This is a genomic window from Vibrio coralliilyticus ATCC BAA-450, assembly GCF_000176135.1.
Lineage (GTDB): Bacteria > Pseudomonadota > Gammaproteobacteria > Enterobacterales > Vibrionaceae > Vibrio > Vibrio coralliilyticus.
Map to the genome: position 1 here is coordinate 352,983 of NZ_ACZN01000017.1, position 12,436 is coordinate 365,418.

Annotated in this window: 10 protein-coding genes; 7 read left to right on the plus strand and 3 right to left on the minus strand. The window is 46.5% G+C overall.

Translation table 11 applies throughout. The features are described from left to right. Window positions 1-140: 140 nt before the first annotated feature. From uhpA to uhpC, 3 genes are read left to right on the plus strand one after another with little or no spacing between them, the layout of a single operon-like run. On the plus strand, window positions 141-752 hold the full coding sequence (gene uhpA, locus VIC_RS16800) for a transcriptional regulator UhpA (RefSeq protein WP_006961266.1): 612 nt from the start codon (window positions 141-143) through the stop codon (window positions 750-752). Next, window positions 752-2,263, plus strand: coding sequence for a signal transduction histidine-protein kinase/phosphatase UhpB (uhpB, locus tag VIC_RS16805; protein ID WP_006961267.1), 1,512 nt, complete (start codon window positions 752-754; stop codon window positions 2,261-2,263). Before uhpA ends, uhpB begins: the two co-directional genes overlap by 1 nt. Before the next feature lie 10 nt (window positions 2,264-2,273). Then, a complete protein-coding gene (gene uhpC / locus VIC_RS16810) occupies window positions 2,274-3,593 on the plus strand; it encodes an MFS transporter (RefSeq protein ID WP_006961268.1) in 1,320 nt (439 codons plus the stop codon). Here the strand turns inward: uhpC and VIC_RS16815 are convergent. The 3 genes from VIC_RS16815 to VIC_RS16825 form a co-directional block, all read right to left on the minus strand. After that, window positions 3,590-3,973 carry a cytochrome b562 gene (locus VIC_RS16815; RefSeq protein WP_006961269.1) on the minus strand — a complete coding sequence of 128 codons (384 nt, stop codon included), beginning with the start codon at window positions 3,971-3,973 and terminating at the stop codon, window positions 3,590-3,592. The genes uhpC and VIC_RS16815 overlap by 4 nt on opposite strands. Before the next feature lie 79 nt (window positions 3,974-4,052). Beyond that, entirely contained in the window at window positions 4,053-4,796 is a 744-nt protein-coding gene (locus VIC_RS16820; RefSeq protein ID WP_006961270.1) for a phosphatase, read from the minus strand. Between the two features lie 48 nt (window positions 4,797-4,844). Further along, entirely contained in the window at window positions 4,845-5,294 is a 450-nt protein-coding gene (locus VIC_RS16825) for an SRPBCC family protein (RefSeq protein WP_006961271.1), read from the minus strand. 165 nt (window positions 5,295-5,459) lie between these two features. Between VIC_RS16825 and VIC_RS16830 the strand changes: the two genes are divergently transcribed. From VIC_RS16830 to gnd, 4 genes are all read left to right on the plus strand, one after another. Further along, window positions 5,460-8,336 carry an HD domain-containing phosphohydrolase gene (locus VIC_RS16830; protein WP_006961272.1) on the plus strand — a complete coding sequence of 959 codons (2,877 nt, stop codon included), beginning with the start codon at window positions 5,460-5,462 and terminating at the stop codon, window positions 8,334-8,336. Between the two features lie 343 nt (window positions 8,337-8,679). Further along, window positions 8,680-10,182, plus strand: a complete 1,503-nt coding sequence (gene zwf, locus VIC_RS16835) for a glucose-6-phosphate dehydrogenase (RefSeq protein ID WP_006961274.1) — start codon at window positions 8,680-8,682, stop codon at window positions 10,180-10,182. Next, complete coding sequence (pgl, locus tag VIC_RS16840) at window positions 10,179-10,895, plus strand: 6-phosphogluconolactonase (RefSeq protein WP_006961275.1); 717 nt, start codon at window positions 10,179-10,181, stop codon at window positions 10,893-10,895. Before zwf ends, pgl begins: the two co-directional genes overlap by 4 nt. Window positions 10,896-10,932: 37 nt before the next feature. Then, window positions 10,933-12,381, plus strand: coding sequence for a decarboxylating NADP(+)-dependent phosphogluconate dehydrogenase (gnd, locus tag VIC_RS16845; protein ID WP_006961276.1), 1,449 nt, complete (start codon window positions 10,933-10,935; stop codon window positions 12,379-12,381). The last annotated feature ends 55 nt before the right edge of the window (window positions 12,382-12,436 follow it).

Consider the following 12,436-nt stretch of genomic DNA (forward strand, 5'->3'; position numbering starts at 1 on the left):
AGTTAGCGCTATCTAATACTCGCTGTTCGCCTGAATCAGAGAGATATAGATAGCGCTTTTTTTAGTTCCAAACGCTATTTGCCTATTGATACACTTAACGGTACCTTACCCCGCATTCTGCCTTGCTTTGGATAATTGCCATGATTAATGTTGCTCTCGTTGATGATCACGTCATCGTCCGATCCGGTTTCGCCCAGCTTCTGAGCTTGGAAAGTGACATTAACGTTGTTGGTGAATTCAACTCTGTGTCCGATGCAAAACAAGGCTTGCCCGGTAGCGGCGCCAATGTGTGCATTACCGATATATCGATGCCCGATGAAAGTGGCCTCACTCTACTTGAGTCGCTACCTTCTGGCATCGCCTGCGTTATGCTGAGTGTCCATGATTCTCCCGCGATGGTAGAAAAAGCGCTTGAAGCAGGGGCTCTTGGGTATTTGACTAAACGATGCAGCCCGGAAGAACTGGTTCAAGCGGTACGAACCGCGTCCACTGGGGGCTGCTATTTAACCCCAGAAATCGCCTTGAAGTTGGCCTCTCCTAAAAAGTCGACCGCTTCATTAAGTCAGCTAACTAAGCGTGAGAAACAAGTCTGTGAACTGCTTGCGACAGGCATGGATGTTAAGTTAGTGGCTAGCCAGCTCGGTTTGAGCCACAAGACGGTTCACGTCCATCGCGCCAATGCCATGGACAAACTCGCGGTCAAAAACAACGTTGAGCTGGCTAAGCTGTTCAGTCAGGAAATCCCGCTCTAATGCGCAACTACCTGATCACTTCAACCTGTGCTTGGTTCATTACCCTGTGCAGCTGGTTTTGCTTATGGGTCATTTCTTATAATTTCGTTAATGACGCTGAGCTGGCTATTCTCTTTTTTCCCTTCGCTTTGCGACTGGGAGTCACCCTACACACAGCCAAGAAGCACTGGCCTGCAATTTATGCGGCCGAATGGCTGCTGACGATCTCTCTAGCGCTATTGCTAGACCAGCCTCAATGGCTTACCGTTTTAGCAGCCAGTGCCGCCAGTATTCCAGTTACTGCTATGGCGGTGCGATTTAACTACGGGGCGCAATCTCAACGATTGCTGGTTCAGGCAGCTGCAATTATAGTGTCGTCGCTGATCAATGTTGCTGCTGTAAGTAGTCACGTTGAGTCACCTAGCTTAGTTTGGCTGGTTAGCGTCACTGGTGGGCTCATGCTGGTTCCGACCTGTTATCTGGTCTGGAACTACCTGTTTCAAAGCACTTGGCTGCCGTTGACGTCCAATTTGATCAGCCAGCCCATTCAGTTCAATGTCAAACCGATTATTCTGTTCGTGATCGTGTTTTCTGTCAGCATCGCGCTACAAATTGGGCTTCCCGATGAACTGCGTCGTTTTGCCCCTTTCTGCCTTGCGATTCCTATCATCCTGCTCGCTTTTCGCTACGGCTGGCAAGGTGCCATGCTTGGTACCCTACTCAACAGTATCGCCTTGATTGCAGCACGCAGCGGCGTGTCACAAATCGAAGTCACCGACCTTCTATTGTCGATTACGGCACAGACCTTAACAGGGATATTGCTGGGCATGGCAGTCCAGCGCCAACGAGATTTGAACCAAAAATTGCGCCACGAGTTAAGTCGCAACCAAAACTTATCCCGTCAGTTGGTGAAGGCTGAAGAATCCGTGCGTCAGGAAGTCGCACGCGAATTACACGACGAAATCGGCCAGAATATTACGGCCATCCGCACTCAAGCCAGCATCATTAAGCGAGTTGAAAACCCAGAGATGAGCGCCAATTGCGCCACCACCATCGAATCTTTATCGCTGAATGTTTATGACACCACTAAAGGGCTGTTGACTCGCCTCAGACCCAAAGCACTGGATGACCTTGATCTGGTAGAAGCTCTGCAACAGTTAGTTCGCGAAATGGAGTTTGAGCAGCAAGGCGTTGACGTCTCGTTCAAACTGCAAGGTGGGCATGTATCTACGTTAAGCGATGCGACCAGTGCGACCTTGTATCGGATATGTCAGGAAGCTCTTAACAATGCGCAGAAGTACGCTCAGGCTAGCCGTTTAGAGATTGATATCAAACTGGGAGACGAAGTCGAACTCAAGATTCAAGACAACGGCATTGGATTCAAACTACAGGACAGCCAAAAAGGCTTTGGCTTAAAAGGCATGCAAGAGAGGGTGCAGGCCCTCGGTGGGCGATTTAATATTCGCAGCTATAGCCAGCATGAATCAGAGCAGCATGGTACTTCTATTCGTGTCGAATTGCCGGGAATTTGAGGTGTAACTTATGTCAGATTCTATCGCTCAACCTAATCACACTACCCACGAAGTGAAATCGACTTACCAGTACTGGCGGCTGCATATCATGGTCGGTATGTATCTCGGCTATGCTGGCTTTTACTTCACCCGCAAGACATTTAACTATGCGACACCTGCTTTGATCGCAGACTTAGGTTTAGACAAAAGTGACATAGGTTTGATGGGCACGTTCTTCTATCTGACCTACGGCTTGTCTAAGTTCGTTTCCGGTATCGTTTCCGATCGTTCTAATCCGCGCTACTTCATGGGGCTTGGATTAATTGCGACAGGCATCATTAACATTCTGTTTGGCTTATCCAGCTCACTCTACGCGCTGTTCACGCTTTGGGTACTCAATGCCTGGTTTCAGGGCTGGGGTTGGCCTTCCTGTTCAAAACTGCTGACGACATGGTATTCACGCTCTGAACGCGGTTTCTTCTGGGCTATCTGGAATACCGCCCACAACGTTGGCGGAGCCTTAATCCCTCTTGTCGTCGGTTACATGGTACTACATTACAGCTGGCGGGAAGGCTTTGTTATTCCGGGGATTATCGGTGTCATCATCGGGCTTTTCCTTTGCTGGAGGCTAAGAGATAAACCGATCACTATGGGGCTACCCACCATTGGCCGATGGAAAAACGACAAGCTTGAGCTGGCACAAGAGAACGACGGTATAGGACTGAAACCCCACCAAATTCTGCGTACTTATGTCCTAAACAACAAATATATATGGTTGTTGGCGTTTAGCTACGTGTTGGTGTACATCGTCAGAACAGCGGTCAATGACTGGGGTAATCTATACCTTACCGAACAGCACGGTTTCGACTTGATCAACGCAAATGCCGCTTTATCCTTGTTTGAAATCGGTGGCTTCATCGGTTCTTTGGTTGCGGGTTGGGGGTCAGATAAATTGTTCGGTGGAAATCGTGGTCCAATGAACCTGATTTTTGCGATGGGAGTTTTCTTGTCAGTGGCCGCTTTGTGGCTAATGCCAGTGACGAATTTTGCTTTTCAGGCCGCTGGATTTTTTGCCATTGGATTCTTTGTGTTTGGACCACAAATGCTAATCGGTATGGCCGCTGCAGAGTGTTCGCACAAAGACTCAGCGGGTGCAGCAACGGGTTTTGTCGGGCTATTTGCTTATATGGGGGCGGCGCTGGCAGGCTACCCTATGGCTATCATTATGGAGTATTTCCACTGGACTGGATTTTTCGTCACAATTTCGATCTGCTCAGCGGTTATTGGACTGTTACTCCTGCCTTTCTTGCAAGCTCAGTTCAGCAACAGTCCAAATCAAACACCAGTTTAGCCGAATAGCTTACTCCAGATGCTTGGGTTACGTTTGTCGTGATATTCAATGCGAAGTTCATCGACCTGACGCAAAGACTCTTTTGCCGACGCCATATCACCAGCGTCCAATTGCGCTTCTACTTTATCCAACGCACCTGATAGCTTATTGAAACCCTCAAAGTAGATATCAAACTTCTCTGGTGGGTAGTCACCACGCTTAGACTGCTCGACCAGTTCAGACAGATTAGTCACCGCTGTCTTCATATCAGTAATTTCAGTTGCTTCAGCAGCGTGTTTAAATTCAACTTTCATTTGCTTCATTGTTGCTTTCAGGTCGAAATCTGACGCAAAAGCTTGTACCGATACCATCAGTACCAGAGCTGGAATTAATTTTCTCATTGTATTGTTCTTATCTTGGAATAGGAGGAGAAAGTGTACTGAATTCAGTCAGCACACTTGAGATGAAAATTGTATCAACTTATAAATTGACGTAATCCTCGATCGGTGCTCGACCACGTAGTTCAAGGAAATCGAGGAATTGGCGAGCAGAATACGTGATAACCCGCGTACTGTCGATACCGACATCATCCATCAAATCAGACACTAAACTGAGATTACCAACATCCTGGCAGAAATGAGCATCACTACCCGTGGTAAAATACACTCCCAGCGTTTTACCAATCTGGGCGATTTCGTGGCAGCGTTCTACACTTCCCACTCTGCTGTTGCCTTTTAATGTGGTGTTGTTGATTTCGATTGCTACGTTATGCTCTCTGGCACACGTTAGAACCGATTCAAAATCAAAGTCGAAGTTCGGATTGCCTAGATGCCCCAGAGCATCAACTCGACCGCCACGAATAGTATTGATGAGGGCTTCAGTGTGCTCTTCTTTACTAGAAGGGCGAAATACAGGCTCGTGAAAACTGGCAATCGCCCAGTCTAGATTCTTATCTGTTGAGGGATGGATATCCACTTCCCCCTTCGTGTTTAGAATATTGGATTCAACACCACGAATGACGGCAACGCCTTCTATAAATCGAGGCAAGACCCGCTGATTAGAAAAAAACCAGTAGTGTGGCGCTCCCGGCATCGATTCTGCGTGATCAGTGGTGCAAAACATCTCCAGACCATGCTCTTTTGCCAGTTTAGCGTTTTCAATAAGTGTGCTGTAAGCGTGACCACTCGCATAAGTGTGAGTATGCGTGTCAACAACAAGCTTCATAATGTCAGCTTCCTAAATCTCCCAAAGTCTGGTCGATATTTTACCAGTCTAACTTCCTTGTTGCTCACATATTACTTTGATCAATGGCAGCGCCTTCTCCCATCCACTATTGAACATACTGACAAAGTCAGGATGAGTTTCAATTGTCACTTTAAGCAAGACTGAATTTTCCAGCGGCATGATCTGATAACTTTCCTTACTGCCAATCCACTTCTTAGCAGAATCACTGTCTATGTCTTGTATATGATCTGGGTTGAAGATAGCAATATGATGATATTCAATTACTTTGTGCTTCTCGATACGGTCAACAATAGCTCGAGTCCCACCTAGCTCTGGATCGAAGAAGGACACATTGCTCCCCTCCAACCATTCGCCTTCGAACTGGGATTGAGGTGAAAATACTCTCGCCCACTGTGAATACAGCTCAACTTCCGTAAGCACTTTCCAGATAGTTTCTGGCGTTGTCGCCACCTCAATCTGATAATTTAGCGTTAGCATCCTGTTTTTTCCTTTTCCCATCCTCTATTAGTTATAGTTGATTTAACGACATATTACTTTGTAAATCAGAAAACTAGCGCATTAGTCTTGCAAAGCTTAACGACAACTTTTGCATGATTCGTATATTGACCAATACTTATTAAGTAATTGGTTAATGGGCAAGACATGAAGAAACGTCGCTATTCGCTGAGTATCCATATAACAAGCTTGTTTTTAGTGCTGACTACCTTAGTCGGTACCGTGTTAATTGCGATTAGCTATCGACACTCTCAGGAATTGCTGACTGGCAGCGCTAAAGAACTTAGCAGTGAGAACAGTCGAAAACTTGAGTCCACATTCATGGTGCGAGCAGGCCCTATACTCACGACTCTCGATTTCATGGCACTGAGTGCCGTTATCGATGAACGTAAAGCTCCACTCAGAGCGAAACGATTCCTCTCTTCATTAGAGTTAATTTTTCAACGAAATCAGGGGCTAGTCGCCTTGTTCTATGCGAATGAGCACGGTGAGTTTACGATGCTTCGTCCACTGCGCGACAACAAATCTCGTGAACGATTTGGCGCACCACCCAAAGCCAGCATGATGATCAATTTCACAAAGGTCGATGGTTCAAATGAGTTCCATTATTTAGATGGCAATCACAAACGTATCGGATACAAAAAAACCAACGACAACGAATTCGACCCCAGAGTCAGGCCTTGGTTTACCAACGCCGATCCTGACGGAGATATCCGCCTCACCGAACCGTATTTTTTTTACTTTCTGAAAACCAACGGCGTGACCTTATCTCGCCGCTCAGTAGATGGCGGAAAAGTGGTAGCGGCCGATTTCACGCTATCTTCCTTATCACAACAAATTGGTGAGATTGGCTTTTCTGACAACACCAAGCTTATGCTCTTTGACAATCAATTCAGAGTGTTAGCTCAGCATCAGACAGGTGTCGATCTCGCTCTAGATAATGAACAAATTCAACAAAAACTTGAGAACAGTCTATTCTCCTCCATCCTCGATCGTCATAGCAGCCAGACACTTTATGAGCCCGTCGTCGACGATGGTAAAAACTGGGCGGTAACATTAACCCCAGTGGTGCTAAATGAACATGTGCGCCTTCTTCTCGCAGAGGCGACCCCACAAGATGATCTGTTAGCCAATTTACTTTCGATGCGTGACCGACAGATCACCGTTGCGATGGCTATGCTCGCTATTTGTTTTGTCGTTGTGTGGGTCGTGGCGAATAAATTGGCGACACCTTTGCAAAACCTTGTCTTGCTCACTGATAATATCGCTCGCTTTGATTTCAAAAAAACCCGCTACCCTAAAAGTGTCATCAAAGAAGTCGCCAATCTGACCGAGTCGATTGAGCTGATGGAGCATACTCTACATGATTTGCTGCGCTTGTTGCGCGACACGGCTAGTAATCAGGATTTCTCAGTTCTCGCTAAAACCATCACACACCAAAGTTACCTTGTCACAAAAGCAGAGACCATTGTTCTCTACACCTACTCGGAACAACATAAAACATTTGAGACTGCAGCGAACCACGCCATCATTCCATTTAAGATTGAACTAAATGAGTTTCTGACTGAGACGGCTTGGTTGGAGACCGATTTGCGTCGAGGCGAGATTATGCACCTCAATCGAAGTGATAATGCGCTCAACCGACATAAAGAGTATTTCTATAACTCTGACGTCTATTTCTTCCCGCTGCTCAACCGAGAGAAACGTTTAGTTGGTATTTTGCTGCTCGGGTATGAGCGCGCCATCACCAAAGAACAAAGCGACAAACATGCATTCCTCAAAGAGTTGCTCAGCTTTGCTGAAATCGCCAAAGAAAATATCGACCAGATGCAGCAACAAAAAGACATGTTAAATGCCTTCATTGAGCTGATTGCTTCAGCGATTGATACCAAGTCACCCTACACTGGTAGCCACTGCCAGCGTGTCCCTGAACTGACAAAAATGCTGACTCAGATCGCTCAGGACGATGACAATTACTTCCCGCAATTTGGTATGAATAAAAAACAGTGGGAAGAGCTTCACCTTGCTGCATGGCTCCACGACTGCGGTAAAGTCACTACCCCTGAGTATGTCATTGATAAAGCGACGAAACTTGAAACCATCTACGACAGAATCCATGAGATTCGAATGCGCTTTGAACTGCTAAAAACTCAAGCAGAAGTGGATTATTGGCAAGGTCTTTACCAAGGAGGTAGCGCGACCGAATTAAAACGCACCCTGACAGACACACACAAAACGTTAGATGAGGAATTTCAGTTTATCGCTCAATGTAATGTCGGTAGTGAACAAATGGAAGAATCTGCCATTGAGCGGCTCAACAACATAGCAAAAAGACAGTGGAAGAGAACCTTGGATGATCAAGCTGGTGTATCTTGGGTTGAAAAACAACGCGCTGGTGACGCATTGACGTTGCCAGTGATGGAGCCACTATTAAGTGATAAGCAGGTTCATCATATCCCATGGAAACAGGGAGAGAGTCCGCAGGATGTCTGGAAAGAACACTTTATCCTTCAACCCGGAAACCTTAAATATAATCGCGGAGAGCTGTACAACCTCTCAATTCGCTACGGCACTCTAAACGATGAAGAGCGGTTTATTATCAATGACCATATCATTCAAACGATTACGATGCTTGGTCGTCTTCCTTACCCTGAGCATTTGAAAAATATTCCGGAAATAGCAGGCGGACACCACGAACGCATGGATGGGAAAGGGTATCCAAGAGGGTTAAACGAGGACCAACTGTCTATCCCAGCCAGAGTCATGGCCATTGCGGATGTTTTTGAAGCACTCACTTCCAGTGACAGACCTTATAAAAAAGCGAAGAATCTGGAGGAGTCACTCAACATCATGACTCACATGGCCACTTCAGGTCATATCGATCCTAAGCTTTACTTGCTCTTCTTAGAGCACGAAATTGATCAGAAATACGCTGAGATGTTCTTATCGCCGCAGCAAATCGTTCCTGTCGAACGAGAAGAACATATGCAAACCGTCAAAGCACACCTCAAAACCTTATTCTAAACCCACCGTAAGCGTTTCAATTATGTAAACAAATAGAGTTTTAACTCCATACAGATGCGCTCATCAGAATTCTAAATAAATCTCATAGAATCAATGACCTGAAGTTTTCGCTAGTCAATATTTAATCGATTGCCTTCACAAAGGTTGATGTATATCAAATACTCATAGACAATACGCTGCCGAATTGAGATTTATCTCTATAGCTCAAGAAGATTAAGGTTTTGGCTATCAAAGTAATAGGCATCACCGATTATCAATTTTGAAGTCCCGTTGATAGGGTTGGCTCTTCCAAAGGCCAGCATTGACGGCACATGATAACTACCTCGTTTCTAAGGGAAAGATGATGGTAATACCAGAAAACAGCAGCATCGTTATTTTTGGTGCTTCGGGAGACTTAACGTATCGTAAGTTAATCCCTGCTCTATACCACCTTTATGCGAGTAAGCAGCTTCCACAAAACTTCGCCATTCTGGGTGTCAGTCGCACAGAATACAGCGACGAGTCTTACCGCGAGAAACTGAAGCACTCACTTCAGGAAATGGAAAAAACTGAGCCTGCAACGCTAGATGCATTCATTAATCACTTGCACTACCAAGCGATCAATACCTCTGATACCGCAGACTACAGCAAACTGGTTACCCGTCTTGACCAACTGTCCGAACAGTACAACTTCGAGCAACGTAACACGCTATTCTACTTAGCTACTCCACCAAGCCTATACAGCGTTATTCCTGCAAGCCTTGCTGCACACGGTCTAAGTAACGAAGAGGATGGTTGGAAACGCCTAATCATCGAAAAGCCGTTCGGTTACGATCTAGAGTCTGCTCAAAAACTCGATAAAGAAATTCACGAACACTTCCAAGAGCACCAAATCTACCGTATCGACCATTACCTTGGTAAAGAAACAGTACAGAACCTACTGGTTTTGCGTTTCTCAAATGCGATGTTTGAACCGCTTTGGAACCGCAACTTTATCGAATACGTTGAAATTACCGGTGCGGAATTCCTTGGCGTAGAGGAACGTGGCGGATATTACGACGGCTCTGGTGCAGTACGCGACATGTTCCAAAACCACCTACTGCAAGTTCTCGCAATGGTTGGCATGGAGCCACCAGCACAAATCAACGCAGATTCTATGCGTGACGAAGTCGTTAAGGTTCTACAGTGTTTGAAACCTCTGGACGAAGAGTCGCTACGTAAAGACCTAGTTCTAGGCCAATACACCGCATCTGACGTTCGTGGCGAGCATCTACTTGGCTACCGTGAAGAAAACGGCGTCGCTGACGATTCACGCACTGAGACCTACATCGGTTTAAAAGCTTATATAAACAACTGGCGTTGGAACGGTGTACCATTCTACGTACGTACCGGTAAGCGATTGCCAACACGCGTAACAGAAGTGGTTATCCACTTTAAGAACACGCCGCACCCAGTGTTTGGTCAGAACGCGCCTGAAAACAAACTCATCATTCGTATTCAGCCGGATGAAGGCATTCAGATGAGCTTTGGCCTAAAAGAGCCAGGCGCTGGTTTTAAAGCCAAAGAAGTGAAGATGAACTTCTCTTACAATGATTTGGAAGAGACTCAGATGCTAACCGCGTATGAGCGCTTACTACTTGATGCTTTGAATGGCGATGCTACTCTATTTGCACGTACTGATGCGGTAGAAGCTTGCTGGAAGTACGTTCAGCCAATTCTCGATTTCAAACAAGACCCACAAGCGCTATTTGGTTACGCCTGTGGCACATGGGGACCAAAAGAAGCAGACGATCTACTTCAGCGCGCAAACCGCGCTTGGCGTTTCCCATGTAAGAACCTAACAGACACGGACTACTGCGAACTATGATCAACCATAAGATCTTCCCAACAGCAGAACAGGTAGTAGAAAGCTTAGCGAACGACATGAAAGCGTTCAGCGAACTTGGTCGACCTGTTCACATTTCACTTTCGGGTGGTAGCACACCTAAAATGCTGTTTAAGCTGCTATCAACCGACAAATACGCTACATCTATCCAGTGGAACAACCTGCACTTCTGGTGGGGTGACGAGCGTTGTGTGGCACCTGACGATGCAGAAAGCAACTACGGTGAAGCGAACGCATTGCTATTTAGCAAAGTGAACCTACCAGCTGAAAACATCCATCGCATCCGTGGCGAAGAAGAGCCAAAAGCAGAAGCTGAGCGATTCGCACGAGAGATGGCGGATGTGATTCCAACGGAAAACGACACGCCTGTCTTCGATTGGATTCTGCTAGGCGTCGGTGCAGATGGACACACAGCATCACTGTTCCCAGGTCAAACTGATTATCAAGACGAGAACCTATCAGTATTGGCTTCTCACCCTGAATCAGGCCAGATTCGTGTTTCTAAAACAGCGAAAGTTTTAGAAGCCGCTAAACGTATCAGCTATCTTGTACTTGGTGCAGGCAAAGTTGAAATCGTAAACGAAATTCATACTACTACGGCAAGCGAGCTGCCTTATCCAGCTGCGAAAATCCAGTCTAAAGCTGGTGAGACCGAGTGGTACTTAGATTCAGACGCAGCAGCAAAAATCGCGTAATGCGAGCGTCCATTTTTAGAGAAATTGGAGAGAAATAATGAAAGGTGATATCGGTGTAATTGGCCTAGCAGTAATGGGTCAAAACCTTATCCTGAACATGAACGATCACGGCTTTAAAGTGGTTGCTCACAACCGTACTGCTGCGAAGGTAGACGAATTCCTAGAAGGCCCAGCAAAAGGCACTAACATCGTTGGTGCTTACTCTCTGGAAGAGCTTGTAGAGAAGCTAGAAGCACCACGTAAAGTGATGCTTATGGTTCGTGCTGGTGCTGTTGTAGATGCGTTCATTGACAACCTAATCCCGCTTTTAGACGAAGGCGACATCATCATCGATGGTGGTAACACTAACTACCCAGACACAAACCGTCGCGTTGCACATTGTCGTAAAAAAGGCATCCACTTCATCGGTACAGGCGTATCTGGTGGTGAAGAAGGAGCTCGTTTTGGTCCTTCAATCATGCCAGGTGGTTCTGCCGAAGCTTGGGAAGCGGTTAAGCCTATCTTCCAAGGTATCTCTGCCAAAACTGACGCTGGCGAACCTTGTTGTGACTGGGTTGGTAACGACGGTGCCGGCCACTTCGTTAAGATGGTTCACAACGGTATCGAATACGGCGACATGCAGCTGATCACTGAAGCGTACCAGTTCATGAAAGATGGCCTCGGTATGTCTGCAGACGAAATGCAGGCAGTATTCGCTGACTGGAACAAGACTGAGCTAGACAGCTACCTAGTAGAAATCACAGCGGATATCCTTGGCTACAAAGATGAAGACGGTGAGCCACTAGTAGAGAAAATCCTAGACACTGCCGGCCAAAAAGGTACAGGTAAATGGACAGGTATCAACGCGCTAGACCTAGGTATTCCACTGACGCTAATCTCTGAGTCTGTATTCTCTCGTTGCCTATCTGCACTGAAAGATCAACGTGTTGAAGCTGAATCTCTATTCGGCAAGACAATCACGCCAGTTGAAGGTGACAAGCAAGAGTGGGTTGATGCACTTCGCCAAGCTCTACTGGCTTCTAAGATCATCTCTTACGCTCAAGGCTTCATGCTAATGCGCGAAGCGTCTAACGAGAACGGTTGGGACCTAAACTACGGTAACGTAGCGCTAATGTGGCGTGGTGGTTGTATCATCCGCTCTGCATTCCTAGGTAACATCCGTGATGCGTACGAAGCAAACCCAGACATCGCGTTCCTAGGTTCAGATGACTACTTCAAAGGCATTCTGCAAAACAGCCTGAGCGCATGGCGTAAAGTCGCGGCTAAGTCGCTAGAAGCAGGTATCCCAATGCCTTGTACTATCTCTGCACTGTCGTTCCTAGATGGTTACACTACAGCGCGTTTGCCAGCTAACCTACTTCAAGCTCAGCGTGACTACTTCGGTGCTCACACTTACGAGCGTACTGATCGTCCACGTGGCGAATTCTTCCACACGAACTGGACTGGTACAGGCGGCGACACAGCGTCTACTACTTACGACGTATAAATCTGCTTAAAGGGGCTTAGTACGGTATTTTGTAATACCCGAAACTCCTACTACA